15 protein-coding genes are annotated in these 19231 nt (G+C 53.0%); 13 read left to right on the top strand and 2 right to left on the bottom strand.

Going from position 1 to position 19231, the window contains the following annotated elements; translation table 11 throughout:
• Positions 1 to 134: 134 nt before the first annotated feature.
• Complete coding sequence (locus tag AB1E22_RS11150; protein ID WP_367595387.1) at positions 135 to 2699, bottom strand: ATP-binding protein; 2565 nt, start codon at positions 2697 to 2699, stop codon at positions 135 to 137.
• Positions 2700 to 3031: 332 nt separating this feature from the next.
• Between AB1E22_RS11150 and AB1E22_RS11145 the strand changes: the two genes are divergently transcribed.
• The 9 genes from AB1E22_RS11145 (at position 3032) to AB1E22_RS11105 (ending at position 11348) form a co-directional block, all read left to right on the top strand.
• Complete coding sequence (locus AB1E22_RS11145) at positions 3032 to 3511, top strand: Hcp family type VI secretion system effector (protein WP_367595386.1); 480 nt, start codon at positions 3032 to 3034, stop codon at positions 3509 to 3511.
• Positions 3512 to 3560: 49 nt separating this feature from the next.
• Entirely contained in the window at positions 3561 to 4253 is a 693-nt protein-coding gene (locus AB1E22_RS11140; protein ID WP_367595385.1) for a hypothetical protein, read from the top strand.
• Positions 4254 to 4624: 371 nt separating this feature from the next.
• The gene (locus AB1E22_RS11135) at positions 4625 to 6148 is read left to right on the top strand and encodes a sugar ABC transporter ATP-binding protein (protein ID WP_367595384.1); all 1524 of its coding nucleotides are present in this window, start codon (positions 4625 to 4627) and stop codon (positions 6146 to 6148) included.
• Positions 6141 to 7136 carry an ABC transporter permease subunit gene (locus AB1E22_RS11130; RefSeq protein WP_367595383.1) on the top strand — a complete coding sequence of 332 codons (996 nt, stop codon included), beginning with the start codon at positions 6141 to 6143 and terminating at the stop codon, positions 7134 to 7136. Before AB1E22_RS11135 ends, AB1E22_RS11130 begins: the two co-directional genes overlap by 8 nt.
• A 106-nt stretch (positions 7137 to 7242) precedes the next feature.
• Complete coding sequence (locus AB1E22_RS11125; protein ID WP_367595382.1) at positions 7243 to 8187, top strand: ABC transporter substrate-binding protein; 945 nt, start codon at positions 7243 to 7245, stop codon at positions 8185 to 8187.
• Between the two features lie 158 nt (positions 8188 to 8345).
• On the top strand, positions 8346 to 9029 hold the full coding sequence (locus AB1E22_RS11120; RefSeq protein WP_367595381.1) for a D-lyxose/D-mannose isomerase: 684 nt from the start codon (positions 8346 to 8348) through the stop codon (positions 9027 to 9029).
• Between the two features lie 27 nt (positions 9030 to 9056).
• Positions 9057 to 9917, top strand: coding sequence for a ketose 1,6-bisphosphate aldolase (locus AB1E22_RS11115; protein WP_367595380.1), 861 nt, complete (start codon positions 9057 to 9059; stop codon positions 9915 to 9917).
• 9 nt (positions 9918 to 9926) lie between these two features.
• Positions 9927 to 10937, top strand: coding sequence for a carbohydrate kinase family protein (locus tag AB1E22_RS11110; RefSeq protein ID WP_367595379.1), 1011 nt, complete (start codon positions 9927 to 9929; stop codon positions 10935 to 10937).
• 156 nt (positions 10938 to 11093) lie between these two features.
• Complete coding sequence (locus AB1E22_RS11105) at positions 11094 to 11348, top strand: hypothetical protein (protein WP_367595378.1); 255 nt, start codon at positions 11094 to 11096, stop codon at positions 11346 to 11348.
• Between the two features lie 80 nt (positions 11349 to 11428).
• On the opposite strand, the gene AB1E22_RS11100 is transcribed toward AB1E22_RS11105, so the two are convergent.
• Positions 11429 to 12163 (bottom strand): response regulator, encoded by a 735-nt coding sequence (locus AB1E22_RS11100; protein ID WP_367595377.1) that lies wholly within the window; start codon positions 12161 to 12163, stop codon positions 11429 to 11431.
• A gap of 297 nt (positions 12164 to 12460) precedes the next feature.
• Between AB1E22_RS11100 and fdhF the strand changes: the two genes are divergently transcribed.
• The 4 genes from fdhF to actP all read left to right on the top strand — a co-directional run bounded on the left by fdhF (position 12461) and on the right by actP (position 19176).
• Entirely contained in the window at positions 12461 to 14608 is a 2148-nt protein-coding gene (gene fdhF / locus AB1E22_RS11095) for a formate dehydrogenase subunit alpha (protein WP_367595376.1), read from the top strand.
• A gap of 336 nt (positions 14609 to 14944) precedes the next feature.
• On the top strand, positions 14945 to 16903 hold the full coding sequence (gene acs, locus AB1E22_RS11090) for an acetate--CoA ligase (protein WP_367595375.1): 1959 nt from the start codon (positions 14945 to 14947) through the stop codon (positions 16901 to 16903).
• Positions 16904 to 17203: 300 nt separating this feature from the next.
• Positions 17204 to 17521, top strand: coding sequence for a DUF485 domain-containing protein (locus tag AB1E22_RS11085; protein WP_367595374.1), 318 nt, complete (start codon positions 17204 to 17206; stop codon positions 17519 to 17521).
• The gene (gene actP / locus AB1E22_RS11080; protein ID WP_367595373.1) at positions 17518 to 19176 is read left to right on the top strand and encodes a cation/acetate symporter ActP; all 1659 of its coding nucleotides are present in this window, start codon (positions 17518 to 17520) and stop codon (positions 19174 to 19176) included. Before AB1E22_RS11085 ends, actP begins: the two co-directional genes overlap by 4 nt.
• The last annotated feature ends 55 nt before the right edge of the window (positions 19177 to 19231 follow it).

Below are 19231 nucleotides of genomic sequence, written 5' to 3'. Positions count from 1 at the left end.
AAGTTGCATTCCTAAACCCACCCACTTCCTCCTGGGATACTGGAAGGGGTCTTTCTATTAATGTCCGCTTCTGCACGCTGAGTCAATTGTTTGCGACTGACCTTTTCATTGATTTGCAATCTATACCTAAAATATCACTGGAGACGGGCCCGCCGCAGCGCCTGCGCCAGTTTTTGCTGATTAAAAGGCTTACGCAGCAGCTCAACCTGCGGCAATTGCTGCCCGCTGCGGCGCAAATCCTGGCCGCTAATTAGCAGGCAAGTAAGATGCGGATAATGCTCACGCGCGTGCTGCACAACATCCGCCCCGCTCATAGGTCCCGGCAGCATTAAATCGCTGATAATAATCTGAATATCCGGCACATCGTTGAGTAGCTGTAGCGCCTGCTGGCTGTCGCTGGTTTCCAGTGTCAAATAGCCAAGCTGATGCAACTGTTCGCACAGCGTCTGGCGCACATCGTGTTCATCTTCCAGAACCAGAACCAATTGATCCTGCTCGAGATTCGCCGCCAGCGGTTCCGGTAGCGCTTCGCTCGCCGCCTGCGAAGGGGCGCGTGGAAGTTGCAGGCGCACCAGCGTTCCCTGCCCCGGCGCGCTTTCAATTTGCACGCGCCCGCCAGACTGACGGACAAATCCATAAACCATGGATAAACCCAGCCCGCTGCCGCTGCCGGTCTGTTTGGTGGTAAAGAACGGCTCAAAGACCTGGGCTTTTACCTCCGCCGACATTCCGTGTCCGGGGTCGATCACTTCCAGGGCGACCATATCCTGTTTACGCCCGCTTGAGCGCACCACGCGCTGGTTCCAGGTGCGGATTTTAATGGTGCCGCTTTGCCCTTCCATGGCGTCGCGGGCGTTCATCACCAGGTTGATAATCGCATTCTCAAGCTGATTAACGTCAATCCATGCGGGCCACGCCGGATGTTGGGCTTCAATCTCAAGAGTGAGCCCGGCGGGCAGCGAGTGGCGAATCAGCGGGTCGAGGTTTTCCAGCAGGTTTTTCATCGAAACCGCGTGGGGGTGCAGGGATTGCTTGCGGGAAAAGGCCAGCAAACGCTGGGTCAGTTGCGCCCCGCGCTCGGCGGCTTTTAAGGCTCGCTGAATGCGCGTGGCGTCCGGCGAATCCGTAGATGTCAGCTCCAGACTGCCGATGATCACCGCCAGCAGGTTATTAAAATCATGCGCTAAACCGCCGGTTAACTGCCCCACGGCTTTCATTTTCTGGCTGTGCACCAGCGCCTCCTCCAGCGCTTTGCGCTCGCTACGCTCAAGCACTACGTTGACCATTCCGCGCCCCGGCACCGGACTAAAACGCAGCTCGATAGTCCGGTTATCCGCAAGCCTGAGTTCCTGTGGTTTGGGTAACGGGCGCGAAAGGTTGTCGAGAATATGCTCCTGAAGCGGCGTTACCTGTTTTAGCAACGTGAGATAGTGCTGCCCGCGCGAAAGGCGCTCGGGTTCCAGCCCCAGCAACAGCGGGTATTGCGGGTTCCACACCACCAGAATCCCGGCGTTATCAAACAGCGCAAAGCCGTCGCGCATCGCATGAAAAGTGGTTTCCAGTTGGGTGCTTTTTTCTTTAAGGAGTTTCGAGGTGTGCTCAAGCGATGCGGTGTTGCGCGCAAAAACGTTGAATGCCCGCGCCAGCTCGCCCAGTTCATCCCGCCGCTGTAGCGCGGGCACGCTGACATCGCGCTCGCCACGCGCCAGCCGCGTCATCGCATGAGAAATCGCCGTGAGATTCGAGCCAAGATTACGGTAAATATACCAGCCAGCAAAACCGGTAATCACCAGCGCCAGCAGGGCAAACAGGCCGATAAAAGCAATCATCGATTGCAGCTCTTTATGGCTCTGCTCGGTGCGGTTTAGCGACTCCTGCGCCACTCTCTGCACGTACTGATTGATGTCCTGATTCAAAAACGCCACCAGCGCTTTGATGTGATACATGTACCAGGAGATCCCCAGGTCGCTATTTTCTAATGCCTGGGAAAGCGGCAGCAATTGCTGCAAATGCGTCGTTAAATCCTGCAATATTTCATTAACCAGCGGGGAATCGGCATGAAGCGGCAACTGCGCCATCACTTCGCTAAGTTGCACCACCGTCGCCTTTGGGGAAGGCGTTTGAATGGCGATCAGGATCAGCCTGTCCATTTCGGTTAACAGCCTGGATTCCGGCATCGCCAGGCCGTCGCGAGCATTAATATCCTGAATATGATGCAGATAACTTTGGTTTTGATAGAGCGCACTGAGCAGCGCGTTACGTTCCAGATGGCGGCGATGACCGAGCTCTAACATGCGCGTAACGCTGCTTTCCAGCTCGTTACTGCGGTCCGTAATCCGTTTGACTAACGCGGGCTCATGGCTGGCGAGCGGCGCATTGGCGAGGTGATCAAGCGAGTTCTGGAGCGCCTGTTGAGTTTGCTGCAAACGCTGCGCTTCGCTCTGGTATTCCAGCGCACCCACGACTTGCGTGAGCCGCACCGCTGCCGTCGCCACATTCGCGGTGTCTCGCGCCAGCTCCATGCTGCCAGACATATCACTCAGCGTTTGCCCCTGAACCTGCTCCTGCAAACGGCTCGCGTGATTAAAACCCCACACCGCCACCCCGCAGACCATCAACGTCACCGCCACCACCAGCAGATTAAAGGAGAGCAGGCGGCCACGAGCGCTGGTGAGAAAGGGTGTGCGGGGTTGCGGCATGTTTTGGCTCCGGATAAAAGGCATTAAGCAAAGTGTAGTGACCAATTAAAACTGCTCACATTTTTATAAGCCTTCCGCTATCTGTTTTTTTGACTTATTTGCTAGCAAAACTGTAGCAGAAAGCCATAAACCAACAGCCCATTATTCTTCTGTCCGTATTCATACTCTAAATATAAAAACTAGCGCAACAATAAAGCACTTAAACCTTACATAAAAATATCAATAATCAAGTAAGTTTATTTACTCACGATGATGAGTAAGCATTAAATATTAACAGTATAAATATATCATTCTGACACCATTGATATTTCATATAAAGACAAGGATGCATTATGGCAAATTCCATTTATTTAAAACTTACCGGAAAAACTCAAGGCGCGATCTCTGCCGGATGCATGTCACTTGATTCAATGGGAAATAAAGCACAAATCGCACATTTGGACCAAATTATGGTGTATGAACTAAATCATCGCCTGACACGCATTGATAATGTCAACCATCACAGCCTGACCATCAGAAAACCTATTGATAAATCTTCACCATTATTAAGCAAATCAATTAATGACAATGAAGTTCTGACCTGTGAATTTCCTGTCTATCGCACTAACCGTTTTGGCATGAATGAACTGTATTATATTATAAAACTTACGGAAGCCCGCATTTGCGATATACAACTTACTATCCCCCATGTGGTAGATGATAGCAAAGGATTAGCCGAAGAGACGGTGTCATTTATATATGAGGCAATAAGTTGGGAACATTGTACCGCTGGAACGAGCACTTACAGTTTATGGATGGACCGTGTTTTTTAACTGGCAAGTCGAATAGTAGAAAACTGTAAAAAAAGAAAGGAATAAGCTAATGGACAATGCAGATTATTTACGCATGAGCATGGATGCAAACAGAAAAATATCAATTTCATTAGAAAAAGGATTAGCAAATGTTCAAAGAAACGGAAAAGATGTAATCAGTAGCATCTACTCTGGTGCAGAGAGGGTATCCTGGTACTCATCTTGTTTTTTTGATGATTATAAAGATGTATGCCAAGAGTTAAAAGAAGAAGATAGAAGAATGATTGCAGCCATTAATGAGGTTTTTAATAGAAAAGACGTAATATTTAACATGATTGAAATGTACATAGAATATATTTTAGATAATTTTAATGAATCAGCAAGGAAAAATATAGTTACTCAGATTACAGGTCTTTTGGCAAAAAATAGGGTAGTGTTTGTAACAAAATCAAGCATGTCATACTTAATAGCAAAATCGATTTCAGATTCAATAAACTTCACGACTAAAATTCGCGCAACTATTGGCAAAACAAGCAATGCTATTCTTACATTACTTGATTTTTATAGCTACGTTCAAAAAGCAGCGCTTTCAGCGAGGCGACTGAAAACATTTAACCCATCATTTTATAAAGTGTTATATCTGAACAAATTGGAGATGCTTTATTTTATCATTGAACCAATTGTACAGAAGAATATCGGCCATCTAAACACAATGCTCAGTGAAGATGATGCCATTACTATTATTGGAGATATGATTAAGTGAAAAAGTTTATTAAACAATTTATTTTTGATTGGATAAAAACAGAGACTATTTATTCATATGTGCCAGTGGCATTAATTATTTTCTTCTCTTATCTATCTCTCCATTTTTTTCCTGAACATTGGGGGAAACTTACTTTACTATCAATTTTTCTGGTTATCCTGGGAGTATGGAAGTTAGCGAAGCATCTTGAAAAATAGCTCTCTCATTACATTTCTGACCCATATACAGTTTTGAAAATCATTCCCTCCCGGGAATGTGATCTCCATTAACTATTCAACAATATGACAAATATGAACGGCTTCTGACATCTTGCATTTACCTGCGCGTGGTTCACTGGCAGCAATCGTCAATTTGCCCGCAGGAGCCGCGCCATGAGTAGCGTTCCCATTCTGGAGATGCGCAATATTGCCAAGTCATTCGGCAAGTTTTATGCGTTGAAAGGCGTCGACTTAACGGTTTTCCCCGGCGAAATTCACGCCTTAATGGGGGAAAACGGGGCCGGTAAAAGCACGCTGATGAAGATTTTGGCGGGGGCTTATACCGCCACCAGCGGCGAGATTTTAATTAACGGCCAGCCATACAGCATCAAAGGGCCGAAAGATGCGTTAAACGCAGGTATCACGCTGATTTATCAGGAGATGCAGCTCGCCCCAAACCTGACGGTCGCCGAAAACATTTTCCTCGGGAGCGAGCTTTCACGCGGCGGCTTAGTGAAGCGCAAAGAGATGGTAATGCAGGCGCAGACCGTTATCGACCGCCTGGGCGCACAGTTTAAAGCCAGCGACCTGGTGTCGCGCCTGACGATTGCCGAGCAGCAGCAGGTGGAAATCGCCCGCGCTCTGCACCGCAACAGTCGCATCTTAGTGATGGATGAACCCACCGCCGCGCTTTCGTCCCGTGAAACTCACCGCCTGTTTGAACTGATTATGCGTCTGCGCGACGAGGGCATGGCGATCATCTATATCAGCCACCGCATGGCAGAAGTGTATGAGCTTTCCGACCGCGTGAGCGTACTGCGCGACGGGCAGTATGTCGGCAGCCTGATACGCGAAAACCTTAACGCTAACGAGCTGGTGCGCATGATGGTGGGCCGCCCGCTGAGCGATCTGTTTAATAAAGAGCGTGATATTCCGCTGGGCAGCGTGCGTCTGAATGTCCATCACCTGACGGATGGCGCCAAGGTTCAGCCGGTGAGTTTACAGGTGAAATCCGGGGAGATCGTCGGCCTGGCGGGGCTGGTCGGCGCGGGGCGTTCTGAACTGGCGCAGCTTATCTTTGGCGTGCGTAAATCCACAGGCGGGAGCATCGAAATCGACGGCAAGCCCGTCAAAATTCATTCACCGCGTGAAGCTATTCACCACGGTATCGGCTTCCTGACCGAAAACCGCAAAGAGCAGGGTTTATTCCTCGAACTGGCCGCGCAAGACAACATCACTATGGCGACGCTGGAACGCGACGCGCACTACGGCTGGCTGGATCGCAAAAAAGCCCAGACCATCTCTGACGATGCTATCAGTCTGCTGAATATCCGCGTGCCACACGCGCAGGTTCGCGCCGGTGGGCTGTCCGGCGGCAATCAGCAGAAGCTACTGATCTCACGCTGGGTGGCGATCGGCCCGCGTATTTTGATCCTCGATGAGCCGACGCGTGGTGTGGATGTCGGTGCGAAAAGTGAGATCTACCGGATCATGAGCCAAATGGCGAAACAGGGCGTGGCGATCCTGATGATCTCCAGCGAGTTGCCGGAAGTCGTCGGCATGAGCGATCGCGTTTACGTGATGCGCGAAGGCAGTATTGCCGGGGAATTACACGCCGCAGACATTACGCAAGAAAACATTATGACGCTGGCGACCGGCGTAGAAGAGGCTCACAAAAAGGCGGTAAATCATGACTAATTCAGGCACCCCGCAACACGTGGCAAAATCCGCTTCGCTAAAAAAAGCGCTGTTCAGCGATTTGATGCAAACTGTCGGCATTTTGCCCATTCTGATCCTGATCGTCGCCGTTTTTGGCTTTATCACGCCAAACTTTTTTACCGAATCTAACCTGCTGAATATCGCCCGTCAGTCCTCTATCAATATCGTTCTCGCTGCGGGTATGACGTTCATTATTTTGACCGGCGGTATCGACCTGTCGGTCGGCTCAATACTTGGTACGACGGCGGTCACCGCGATGGTGGTTTCGCTGATGCCGGGCTGGGAATCGCTGTCGATTCCCGCCGCGCTGATGATGGGCACCGGGCTTGGGCTGTTCAACGGCATGTTAGTCGCCTGGGCGGGGCTGCCGCCGTTTATCGTCACGCTCGGCACCTATACCGCCCTGCGCGGCGCGGCCTATCTGCTGGCTGACGGCACGACGGTGATTAACTCCAATATCAATTTTGAGTGGATTGGCAACGCGTATCTCGGCCCGATTCCGTGGCTGGTGGTGATTGCTCTGGCGGTGATTGTGGTGTGCTGGTTCATTCTCAGGCGCACCACGTTAGGCGTTCATATTTATGCGGTGGGCGGCAATATGCAGGCCGCACGTCTGACGGGCATCAAAGTGTGGATGGTGCTGCTGTTCGTTTACGGCATGAGCGGCTTGCTCTCCGGCCTTGGCGGCGTGATGAGCGCATCCCGGCTCTATAGCGCCAACGGTAACCTCGGCATGGGTTATGAGCTGGACGCCATCGCGGCGGTGATTCTCGGCGGGACCAGCTTTGTGGGCGGGATTGGCACAATCACCGGCACGCTGGTTGGCGCATTAATTATCGCCACGTTAAACAACGGCATGACGCTGATGGGCGTCTCGTATTTCTGGCAACTGGTGATCAAGGGGGCGGTGATCATCATTGCGGTGCTGATCGACAAATACCGTACCCGTCACCACCAAAGTGCATAACAAAGCTGTTCTTTCGTAGGTCGGGTAAGCGACAGCGCCACCCGACAATATGGGCGCAAATGGTGGATGGCGCTATCGCTTATCCACCCTACAAGGGGAAAAAAACATGCGTTTGAAGCCGATAGTTACCGCATTACTCGCGGGAGCCATGATCGCCGGAGCACCGTTCGCTCAGGCAAAAGAACTCAAATCCATCGGGGTGACGGTAGGCGATCTCGCCAACCCCTTCTTCGTGCAGATAACCAAAGGTGCAGAGCTTGAAGCCCGAAAACTGGCGGGGGACAACGTGAAAGTGACGCTGGTGTCGAGCGGTTACGATCTCGGCCAGCAGGTGTCGCAGATCGATAACTTTATCGCCGCCAAAGTGGACATGATCATCCTGAACGCCGCGGATTCTAAAGGGATCGGGCCTGCGGTAAAACGTGCGAAAGATGCCGGGATCGTGGTAGTCGCGGTGGACGTGGCGGCGGAAGGTGCGGACGCAACGATCACCTCGAACAACACCCAGGCGGGTGAAATTGCCTGTAAGTACATTTCGGATCGCCTGAAAGAAAAAGGCAATGTGGTGATCATTAACGGGCCGCCGGTTTCCGCCGTGCAGAACCGTGTGGAAGGCTGTCTGACCGAGTTTAAAAAGCATCCTGAAATTAAGATCCTCTCTTCTAACCAGAACGCCAAAGGCAGCCGCGAAGGTGGCCTGGAAGTGATGACCTCATTGCTGGCGGCGAATCCGAAGATCGACGGCGTGTTTGCGATCAACGATCCGACGGCGATCGGTGCCGATCTGGCGGCGAAACAGGCGCAACGTAACGAGTTCTTTATCGTTGGCGTGGATGGTAGCCCGGATGCAGAAGAAGCGCTGAAACGCGGCGGAAATACGCTGTTTGTGGCTACGCCTGCACAAGACCCGCAGGTGATGGCGGCGAAAGCGGTGGAGATTGGGTATGACATTCTGCAAGGCAAGCCTGCGCCAAAAGAGCCGGTGCTGATTCCGGTGACGATGATCGATAAGAACAATATCGGGACGTATAAGGGCTGGACGGTGAAGTAATTTTTGTTGGCACTCGACCCCACCCCAACCCTCCCCTTACCAGGGGAGGGAGCGATAAACTCCTCCCCTTACCAGAGGAGGGAGTAATAAACTCCTCCCCCTGGCAAGGGGGAGGCTGGGTGGGGGTCGTTTTGTGGAGGTCGTTTTGTGGAGGTGCTATGAAGCGTTCTGAGGTAAACCAGATCCTGTCCCAGACCCGCCATTTCTTTACGCAGCATGACGTCCACCTGCCGCCGTTCGCCTCGTATGACCTGACGAAATGGCAGCAACTGGATAAAGCTATCTGGCAGGAAGTTTTCGATCTCAAACTCGGCTGGGATGTGACGGCGTTTGGCGGCGACGATTTTATCGCACAGGGGCTGACACTGTTTACGCTGCGCAACGGTTCGCCGGAGGGGGCTCCCTACCCAAAATGCTACGCCGAAAAAATCATGCATGTCCGCGAAGGGCAGCTCACACCGATGCATTTTCACTGGCGCAAACGCGAGGACATTATCAATCGCGGCGGCGGGAATTTGATTGTCGAACTATGGAATTCCGATCAGTACGAGCAGACGGAAGAAAGCGATGTCACCGTCGTCATCGACGGATGCTGCCAGACCCACGCGGCGGGCAGCCAGGTGCGCCTGTCGCCAGGAGAGAGTATCTGCCTGGTGCCGGGGATTTACCACAGTTTTTGGGGCGAACCCGGTTATGGCGACGTGCTGGTGGGGGAAGTGTCGATGGTCAACGATGACGATCGCGATAACCGTTTCCTCAAGCCGCTGGAACGTTTTAACGCCATCACCGAAGACGAACCCGCGCAGCAGTTGCTGTGCAACGAATATCGCCAACACCTTTAATTTGCTTCCAACACCAGGGGAATCATTATGGCATTAATATCACTTGCCGACGGTCTGGCTCACGCCCGGGCAAATGGCTATGCGTTAGGGGCGTTTAACGTCCTCGACAGCCATTTTTTGCGCGCGCTTTTCGCCGCCGCAAAGCAGGAAAACTCGCCGTTTATCATCAATATTGCCGAAGTTCACTTTAAGTATATTTCGCTGGATTCACTGGTCGAAGCCGTCAAATTCGAAGCGGCCCGCCACGATATTCCGGTGGTGCTTAATCTCGATCACGGCCTGCATTTTGAAGCGGTGGTTCGCGCTTTACGTCTCGGTTTTAGCTCGGTGATGTTTGATGGTTCTACACTTGAATATGAAGAGAACGTTCGCCAGACGCGGGAAGTGGTGAAAATGTGCCATGCGGTCGGCGTTTCGGTAGAGGCCGAACTGGGTGCGGTGGGCGGTGACGAAGGCGGAGCACTGTATGGCGAAGCCGACAGCAATAAATTTACCGATCCGTCCCGGGCGCGCGATTTTGTCGACAGAACCGGCATCGACACGCTGGCTGTCGCCATCGGCAACGCCCACGGGAAATACAAAGGCGAGCCGAAACTCGATTTCGACAGACTTGCCGCCATTCGCCAGCAAACCGGTTTGCCGCTGGTGTTGCACGGCGGGTCGGGCATTAGTGACGAAGATTTCAGAAAGGCGATAAGCCTCGGTATCCACAAGATAAATTTCTATACTGGCATGTCGCAGGCCGCACTCGGAGCTGTCGAGCAACGTATGAATCAGCGTCACGCCATTTATGACGAATACGCCGAACTGTTGCTGGGCATTGAAGAGGCGATTACCGATGTGGTGGCGCAGCAGATGCGCATTTTTGGCAGTTCGGGCAAAGCGTAAGGAGTTGATATGTCAGAGCGCAGCGGGATTATTGCCGCCGGAAATATGCTGGTCGACCATGTGCATCAAATTGTGCAGTGGCCGCAGCGCGGATGGCTGGCGGAGATTGTCCACAGCGAACGCTCAACGGGCGGGGCGCCGCTTAATGTGCTGCTGACGCTGGCCAAAATGCACGTTGGCTTGCCTTTGCAGGCGGTGGGTCTGGTGGGTGACGATCATGACGGCGACTACATTATGGCGATGCTTGACCAGTACCATGTGAATCGCCAGCACGTGCACCGCACCACTTTTGCGCCAACGTCCATGTCGCAGGTGATGACCGATCCCAGCGGGCAGCGCACCTTTTTCCACTCGCCCGGAGCGAATCGTCTGCTCGATTTACCCGCCTTTGACCGCCTGGAAACGTCATTCAAAATCTTCCATCTCGGTTATTTATTGCTGCTCGATAGCCTGGATATGGAAGACGCGGAGTACGGCACGCGCAGTGCCAGATTGCTGGCGATGATGGCGCAGCAGGGGTACGAAACCTCGCTGGATTTGGTGTCACGCCAGGGCGATCCGCGCTACCGCCCGATGGTGCTCCCTGCCCTGCAATGGCTGGATTATCTGGTGATTAATGAGCTGGAAGCCGGGGAGTTTAGCGGCCTGGACATTCGTCACAGGGACGGCACCCCGCATGTGGAACATATTGCTCAGGCGGCAAGCCAACTGCTCGAGGCGGGCGTGCGCCAGCGCGTCGTCATTCATTGCCCGGAAGGCGCGTGGGGCGTGGAGCCAGGCAAAGAAGGCGTGTGGGTGCCGTCATTTATGCTGGCTCAGGAAGAGATCGTCGGCAGCGTCGGGGCCGGAGACGCTTTTTGCGCCGGTGTCTTATATGGCTGCCATGAAAAATGGCCGCTAATAGACAGCCTGAAATTAGCCCATGCCTGCGCCCGCGCTAATCTTCTGTGCGCCAATGCGATAGATGGCGCGAAAACATTAGCGGAGTTACAGAATTTTATTAATGAGCAGGAGAAGTAAAGATAGCGACATCAATAATGATTAGCGATCTATTAATACGCCGATGACCTTTCAGACCAAAAACTTAAACGGTGAGAAAAATAAATTTAAGCCTGCTCTAAAAATGGTCGCCTTTAACCTGTATATAAAAATTACTTTCTATAAATAGGCGGTTATATGGTTAATTCTGTGACGTTCTATGGTGGTAGTCTGCTTAATTCCTATGATCCTTTTCTGACGAGCCCTCTTCCTCCGGGAAGCAAAGCCTCATCCGGCCAGCTTTGCCCGCAGTCCGGCGTCTGGAAAAGTGAGGTCCACCAGGTTGTCGTCGGCGTCAGTAAAGGCAATATCATGCCGCAGTACCAGAGCCAGAGCGTAGAATGGCAATTGACGAAGTACTCTCTTGCCGATCTTGAAAAAGCCAAAGAGTGAATGAATGTGAAAGGCTGAACTCCCCGAAATAGAGGGGAGTGAGGTGTTTTACTCAATAAGGGGTAAATAAAACGGCTACATTAAGCTGCATTATTTTCCGCTTGAATAACATCGGCAGAAAATACATACCCTACGCCACGAATAGTCCGAATTAATGTGGGCTGGTGCGGATTCGGTTCTATTTTCTTACGCAGCCGCATAATCAATACATCAATCGTTCTGTCGAACACTTCCAGGCTTTCACTGTGGGTGAGTTCCAGTAATTTTTCGCGCGATAGCACCCGGCGCGCATTTTGCATTAATGCCAGCAGCAGGCCATATTCCCCCTGAGTCAGCATGACCTGTTCCTGTTGCGGATTAACTAGCTGACAGCGTTCGGTATCCAGCCGCCAGCCGTTAAAATGCAGGCCGCTGCTTTTTGACGCCGTGCTTTCAACCGCCAGGGCGCCAGTCCGACGCAGCACAGCTTTAACCCGCGCCACCACCACACGCGGGTTAAACGGTTTGGCGATGTAATCATCGGCCCCCATTTCCAGCCCAACCACCACGTCAGATTCGCTGCCTAACCCCGTCAACATCACCACCGGCAAATCAGGGCGCTGACGCTGGATCTGCTGTAAAACTAAGAGCCCGTTAATATCGGGCAGAATCATATCCAGCAGCACCAGCGCAATCCCCGGATGCTGCGCTATCGCCGCCAGCGCGTCATTCCCTGTATGACAAATTCTCACCTCAAAGACGTGCTCATTGAGCACGTCTCGCAGCACATCGCAGATCGCCACATCGTCATCCACCAGCAAAATTGCAGGCTTCATGGTTGAACTCCCGGGAAGCTACAGAGCCAATAATTGAGTTTGAGCGATTGTTAGAGGAGTCGCGCAAAAATGACAGATAACCTTGCTGAATTTTCAATCAGTGTCACAAACCACAAGCGGCTCGACACGTCACTTTTGACGATGACCTGTGTTTCGTCAGGGTTTTGGCCCGGTCATCCCCGTAAGATGCCTGTTAATCCCGCACTTTATTTGTGGCATAGATAATGCATTAAGCCAGGGAGATGTGATCAGCTATTTGGTGTCACACACATAAAAGAATTGACTGGAGCAACACTGATGGAAAAAGTCATCACGGTTTGCCCCTATTGTGCCTCGGGTTGCAAAATCAACCTCGTGGTCGATAACGGCAAAGTCGTCAAGGCGGAAGCAGCCCAGGGTAAAACCAACCAGGGCGATCTCTGTCTGAAGGGTTACTACGGTTGGGATTTTATTAACGATACTAAAATCCTCACCCCGCGCCTGAAATCACCGATGATTCGTCGCCAGAAAGGCGGCAAACTCGAAAACGTCTCCTGGGATGAAGCACTGAACTATGTCAGTACTCGCCTGAGTGAAATCAAAGCGAAACACGGCTCCGATGCCATCATGACCACCGGTTCTTCTCGTGGTACCGGCAACGAAACCAACTATGTAATGCAAAAATTTGCGCGCGCGGTTATTGGCACCAATAACGTCGACTGCTGCGCACGCGTCTGACACGGCCCATCGGTTGCAGGTCTGCACCAATCGGTCGGTAACGGCGCTATGAGCAACTCAATCGTCGAGATTGAGGATACCGATTTAGTGTTTGTGTTCGGGTATAACCCGGCAGATTCACACCCTATCGTTGCTAACCGCGTAATTAAAGCGAAGCAAAAAGGGGCGCAAATCATTGTTGTCGATCCGCGTAAAATTGAAACCGCGCGCATCGCCGATATGCATTTGCAGTTAAAAAATGGCTCCAACATCGCCCTGCTTAACGCAATCGGGCACGTGATTATCGAAGAAAATCTGTATGACCAGTCGTTTGTGGCTGCCCGTACCGAAGGTTTCGACGAGTATCGCAAAATTGTTGCGGGCTACACGCCTGAATCCGTTGAAGAAATTACCGGCGTGACGGCGGCGGAAATTCGCGCAGCGGCACGCATGTATGCGAAGGCGAAAACCGCCACGATTCTGTGGGGCATGGGCGTGACCCAGTTCTATCAGGGCGTGGAAACCGTTCGCTCGCTGACAAGCCTTGCGCTGATGACGGGCAACCTGGGTAAACCGAACGTCGGTGTGAACCCGGTTCGCGGTCAGAACAACGTGCAGGGTGCCTGCGATATGGGCGCGCTGCCGGATACTTATCCGGGCTATCAGTATGTGAAAGACGCAGCAAGCCGCGAGAAGTTCGCGAAAGCCTGGGGCGTGGACGCTTTACCTGCTCACACCGGCTATCGCATCAGCGAACTGCCGCACCGTGTGGCGCATGGCGAAGTGTATGCAGCCTACATTATGGGTGAAGATCCGCTGCAAACGGACGCGGAACTTTCCGCCGTACGTAAGGCGTTTGAAGAGCTCGAACTGGTGATTGTGCAAGACATCTTCATGACCAAAACCGCGGCTGCCGCCGATGTGATTTTGCCGTCCACCTCCTGGGGTGAACATGAAGGGGTTTACACCGCCGCCGACCGTGGTTTCCAGCGCTTCTTTAAAGCAGTGGAACCGAAATGGGACCTGAAAACGGACTGGCAGATTATCAGTGAGATCGCCACTCGTATGGGTTATCCGATGCATTACAACAACACCAAAGAAATTTGGGATGAGTTGCGCGGACTGTGCCCGGATTTCTACGGCGCAACCTACGAGAAAATGGGCGAGCTGGGTTATATCCAGTGGCCATGCCGCGATGTAGCCGATAGCGACCAGGGAACCTCGTTCCTGTACGACGGTAAGTTTGACCGTGAAAATGGTCTGGGTGAGTTCTTTACCTGTGACTGGGCACCGCCAATCGACCGCGTGACCGAAGAGTACCCGATGGTGCTTTCAACGGTGCGCGAAGTCGGCCACTACTCTTGCCGTTCGATGACCGGCAACTGTGCGGCGCTGGCAGCCCTTGCGGATGAACCAGGCTATGCGCAAATTCATATTGATGATGCCGCCCGTTTGGGTATCGAAGATGAAGCGCTGGTGTGGGTGCATTCTCGTAAAGGCCGCGTCATCACGCGTGCGAATGTGAGCGAACGCCCGAACAAGGGTGCCGTTTACATGACTTACCAGTGGTGGATTGGGGCCTGTAACGAGCTGGTGACGGAAAACCTCAGCCCGATTACCAAAACGCCGGAGTACAAATACTGCGCCGTGCGCGTCGAGCCGATCGCCGATCAGCACGCCGCCGAGCAGTATGTGATTGACGAGTACAGTAAGTTAAAAGCCAGTTTGCGCGAAAGCGCGGCAGGTTAATGTAGCTGTCGGGTGGCGCTTCGCTTACCCGACTTACAAACTGGTTTTGTAGGGGGGATTAGCGCAAGCGACATCCCCCATTTTTATGCGATGCGGCGGTTGACGCTACGCTTAACCGCCCTACAAAACCTTTCAATTCTGCTAACCACATCTCATTGTTCTCAAAACAGATATGCACTTCCCTCCTTTACCTCCCTGCCGGATGTATTGATTACATTTTCAACAATTTAATTAATGCGTGATCTGTCGCCCAAAAAGTAAACAAAGCTCCTTGAGCACCCTGCCATTAACGTTTGAGTGACATATTATTAACATCCTACAAGGAGAAAAAAAGCCATGAGCCAAATACATAAACACGCCATTCCCGCAAACATTGCGGACGATTGCCTGATAAACCCGGAGCAGTACCAATCCATGTACCAGCACTCGGTACATGACCCTGACGCATTTTGGGGTGAACAAGGGAAAATTCTTGACTGGATCAAGCCCTACCAGAAGGTGAAAAACACCTCTTTCGCGCCAGGAAATGTCTCTATCAAATGGTATGAAGACGGCACGCTGAACCTCGCCGCCAACTGCCTGGACAGACATCTGAAAGATCGTGGCGATCAGACCGCGATAATCTGGGAAGGCGACGACGCCACCCAGAGCAAAACCATTACCTATCGCGAACTGCACCGCGAAGTGTGCCGTTTTGCCAATACCCTGGTAGAACTGGGCATCAAGAAAGGTGATGTCGTCGCCATTTATATGCCGATGGTGCCGGAAGCTGCCGTTGCGATGCTGGCCTGCGCCCGTATCGGCGCGGTGCACTCCGTCATTTTCGGCGGTTTCTCACCGGAAGCCGTCGCCGGGCGTATTATCGATTCCAGCTCACGCCTGGTGATAACCGCCGACGAAGGCATTCGTGCCGGGCGTTCCATTCCGCTGAAGAAAAATGTCGATGACGCGCTGAAAAACCCAGGCGTTAAAACCGTTGAGCACGTTATTGTCCTGAAACGTACCGGCGGAAAAATTGACTGGCAAGAAGGCCGCGACCTGTGGTGGAACGAGCTGGTCGAGAAAGCGAGCGCACACCACCAGCCGGTGGAAGTGAACGCCGAAGATCCGCTGTTTATCCTCTACACCTCCGGTTCAACCGGCAAGCCAAAAGGCGTGCTGCACTCCACCGGCGGTTACCTGGTGTATGCCGCAACCACTTTCAAATATGTGTTTGATTACCATCAGGGCGACGTTTACTGGTGTACCGCCGACGTGGGTTGGGTCACCGGTCACAGTTATCTGCTTTACGGCCCTCTGGCGTGCGGCGCGATCACGCTGATGTTTGAAGGCGTGCCAAACTGGCCGGCACCAAACCGCATGGCGCAGGTGGTTGATAAGCATAAAGTAAACATTCTCTACACCGCGCCAACCGCGATTCGTGCCTTGATGGCGGAAGGCGATAAAGCGATTGAGAACACCGATCGCTCATCGCTGCGTATTTTGGGTTCTGTCGGCGAGCCGATTAACCCGGAAGCGTGGGAGTGGTACTGGAAGAAAATCGGTAACGAGAAATGCCCGGTGGTGGATACCTGGTGGCAGACCGAAACCGGCGGCTTCATGATTACCCCGATTCCTGGTGCGACCGAGCTGAAAGCCGGTTCCGCCACGCGCCCGTTCTTTGGCGTTCAACCTGCGCTGGTGGATAACGAAGGGAATCCGCAGCAGGGCGCAACCGAAGGCAATCTGGTGATCACCGATTCCTGGCCGGGCCAGGCGCGCACCCTGTTTGGCGACCACGAACGTTTCGAGCAGACCTATTTCTCGACCTTCAAAAATATGTACTTCAGCGGTGACGGCGCGCGTCGCGATGAAGACGGTTACTACTGGATCACCGGACGCGTGGATGACGTGCTGAACGTCTCCGGCCACCGCCTGGGCACCGCAGAAATCGAATCGGCGCTGGTGTCACACCCGAAAGTCGCCGAGGCGGCTGTGGTCGGCATTCCGCATAACATTAAAGGCCAGGCGATTTATGCCTACGTCACGCTAAATCACGGCGAAGAGCCAACGCCTGAGCTGTATACCGAAGTGCGCAACTGGGTGCGTAAAGAGATTGGCCCGCTCGCCACGCCGGATATTCTGCACTGGACGGATTCACTCCCGAAAACCCGCTCCGGCAAAATTATGCGTCGTATTTTGCGTAAAATCGCCGCGGGCGACACCAGCAACTTTGGTGACACTTCAACGCTTGCCGATCCGGGCGTTGTTGAGAAGTTACTGGAGGAAAAGCAAGCTATTACGATGCCATCATAACCATTCTTGACCCCGCCCTCTCATCTCCAGATGTAGGGCGGATAAGTGCAACGCCATCCGCCAGTGAGACGTTCCTCTAAGGTGGATGGCGCTTCGCTTATCCCCCCTACGCCGTTTCTGTCGGTGAGAGGCAATTATAAAAACCCAACCTAACCCTAATTCCCAAAGGATTTTGCGTTGCAGGAAGGCGGCAAACGAGCAAATCCCCAGGAGCTTACACAAGTAAGTGACTGGGGTACGCGAATGCAGCCAACACCCGTGCGGCGCAAAAGACGAAGGGAATCCTCTGGAGACTCTGTGATGAATGATTCCAACATTTATCAGCGGATAGAAGACAGTGCGCAATTCAGGGAGTTAGTCGAAAAACGGCAACGGTTTGCCACCATTTTGTCTCTCATCGTGCTGGTGATCTACGTCAGCTTTATTTTGCTGATTGCATTCGCGCCCGGCTGGCTGGGCACGCCTCTACATGCAGGCACGACCGTAACGCGGGGGATCCCAATTGGGGTCGGGGTCATTTTGATCTCCTTCTTCCTGACGGGCGTTTACGTCTGGCGGGCAAACGGCGAGTTTGATCGTCTCAATAACGCAGTGGTGCGCGAGGTGAAGGTATTATGAAACGTCTTCTCGGCCTTATCGCCGCACCGCTCGTCAGCCTGCCAGCATCCGCATTTGCCGCCGATGCGATTACAGGAGCGGTTCAGCGCCAGCCCACCAACTGGCAGGCGATTATTATGTTCGTGGTATTCGTCGCCTTTACGCTGGGTATCACTTATTGGGCATCCAAAAGAACCCGCACGCGTAGCGATTACTACACCGCAGGCGGCAATATCACCGGCTTCCAGAATGGCCTGGCGATTGCGGGCGACTATATGTCTGCCGCATCGTTCCTCGGCATTTCTGCGCTGGTGTTTACCTCCGGCTACGACGGCCTGATTTACTCGCTGGGCTTTTTGGTCGGCTGGCCGATTATCCTGTTCCTGATTGCGGAACGCCTGCGCAACCTGGGCAAATATACCTTTGCCGACGTGGCCTCATATCGCCTGAAACAAGGGCCAATCCGTATTCTGTCGGCCTGCGGTTCTCTCGTGGTGGTTGCGCTTTACCTGATTGCCCAGATGGTGGGCGCAGGTAAACTTATCGAACTGCTGTTCGGCCTGAACTACCACGTTGCGGTGGTGCTGGTTGGCGTATTGATGGTGATGTACGTGCTGTTCGGCGGCATGCTGGCAACCACCTGGGTACAAATCATCAAAGCGGTATTGCTGCTGTTCGGCGCAAGTTTCATGGCCTTTATGGTGATGAAACACGTGGGCTTCAGCTTCAATAACCTGTTCGCCGAAGCGATTGCAGTCCACCCGAAAGGCGTGGCGATCATGAGCCCTGGCGGCCTGGTGAAAGACCCGATTTCAGCGCTATCGCTGGGATTAGGTTTGATGTTTGGTACCGCAGGTTTGCCGCATATTCTGATGCGTTTCTTCACCGTCAGCGACGCCAAAGAAGCGCGTAAAAGCGTGCTGTATGCCACCGGCTTCATGGGCTACTTCTACATCCTGACCTTTATCATCGGCTTTGGCGCCATCATGTTGGTGGGTGCAAACCCGGCCTTTAAAGATGCGGCTGGTGCGTTGATCGGTGGGAATAATATGGCGGCGGTTCACCTGGCAGACGCCGTGGGTGGCAGCCTGTTCCTGGGCTTCATCTCAGCGGTAGCCTTCGCGACGATTCTGGCGGTGGTTGCGGGTCTGACGCTGGCGGGGGCCTCTGCGGTTTCGCACGATCTCTACGCCAACGTGTTCCGCAAAGGGGCGTCTGAACGTGATGAGCTGAAAGTCTCGAAAATTACGGTGGTGATACTGGGTGTGGTGGCTATCGGGCTGGGGATTTTGTTCGAAAAACAAAACATCGCCTTCATGGTAGGGCTCGCGTTCTCAATTGCGGCGAGCTGTAACTTCCCCATTATCCTGCTTTCCATGTACTGGTCGAAACTGACCACGCGCGGCGCAATGGTCGGCGGCTGGCTGGGTCTGTTAACCGCGGTGATCCTGATGATCCTCGGCCCAACGGTTTGGGTGCAGGTGCTGGGCCACGCAACGGCGATCTTCCCGTACGAATACCCGGCGCTGTTCTCAATTCTGGTGGCGTTCGTGGGGATCTGGGTATTCTCAATCACCGATAACAGCCCGGAAGGTAACCTGGAACGCGAGAAATTCCGCGCTCAGTTTATCCGCTCTCAGACCGGGATTGGTATTGAGCAGGGTCGCGCTCACTGATTAGTTTTAACTTTTCCCGGCTCAGGAGAGCCGGGGAATTCTGGGTTTAGTGATC

Origin of the sequence: Buttiauxella gaviniae (genome assembly GCF_040786275.1) — a bacterium.
Taxonomy (GTDB): domain Bacteria; phylum Pseudomonadota; class Gammaproteobacteria; order Enterobacterales; family Enterobacteriaceae; genus Buttiauxella; species Buttiauxella gaviniae_A.
The sequence above is the reverse complement of the archived record's forward strand: the minus strand, read 5'-3'. Positions and strand labels throughout refer to the sequence as shown.

What these genes read in the sequence shown, in the direction of transcription:
- AB1E22_RS11110 (WP_367595379.1), top strand. Translation starts at nt 9,927, where the DNA reads ATGTCAGAGCGCAGCGGGATTATTGCCGCCGGAAATATGCTGGTCGAC.
- AB1E22_RS11145 (WP_367595386.1), top strand. Translation starts at nt 3,032, where the DNA reads ATGGCAAATTCCATTTATTTAAAACTTACCGGAAAAACTCAAGGCGCG.
- AB1E22_RS11140 (WP_367595385.1), top strand. Translation starts at nt 3,561, where the DNA reads ATGGACAATGCAGATTATTTACGCATGAGCATGGATGCAAACAGAAAA.
- AB1E22_RS11100 (WP_367595377.1), bottom strand. Translation starts at nt 12,163, where the DNA reads ATGAAGCCTGCAATTTTGCTGGTGGATGACGATGTGGCGATCTGCGAT.
- AB1E22_RS11135 (WP_367595384.1), top strand. Translation starts at nt 4,625, where the DNA reads ATGAGTAGCGTTCCCATTCTGGAGATGCGCAATATTGCCAAGTCATTC.
- AB1E22_RS11120 (WP_367595381.1), top strand. Translation starts at nt 8,346, where the DNA reads ATGAAGCGTTCTGAGGTAAACCAGATCCTGTCCCAGACCCGCCATTTC.
- AB1E22_RS11125 (WP_367595382.1), top strand. Translation starts at nt 7,243, where the DNA reads ATGCGTTTGAAGCCGATAGTTACCGCATTACTCGCGGGAGCCATGATC.
- actP (WP_367595373.1), top strand. Translation starts at nt 17,518, where the DNA reads ATGAAACGTCTTCTCGGCCTTATCGCCGCACCGCTCGTCAGCCTGCCA.
- AB1E22_RS11150 (WP_367595387.1), bottom strand. Translation starts at nt 2,699, where the DNA reads ATGCCGCAACCCCGCACACCCTTTCTCACCAGCGCTCGTGGCCGCCTG.
- AB1E22_RS11130 (WP_367595383.1), top strand. Translation starts at nt 6,141, where the DNA reads ATGACTAATTCAGGCACCCCGCAACACGTGGCAAAATCCGCTTCGCTA.
- acs (WP_367595375.1), top strand. Translation starts at nt 14,945, where the DNA reads ATGAGCCAAATACATAAACACGCCATTCCCGCAAACATTGCGGACGAT.
- AB1E22_RS11115 (WP_367595380.1), top strand. Translation starts at nt 9,057, where the DNA reads ATGGCATTAATATCACTTGCCGACGGTCTGGCTCACGCCCGGGCAAAT.
- AB1E22_RS11085 (WP_367595374.1), top strand. Translation starts at nt 17,204, where the DNA reads ATGAATGATTCCAACATTTATCAGCGGATAGAAGACAGTGCGCAATTC.
- AB1E22_RS11105 (WP_367595378.1), top strand. Translation starts at nt 11,094, where the DNA reads ATGGTTAATTCTGTGACGTTCTATGGTGGTAGTCTGCTTAATTCCTAT.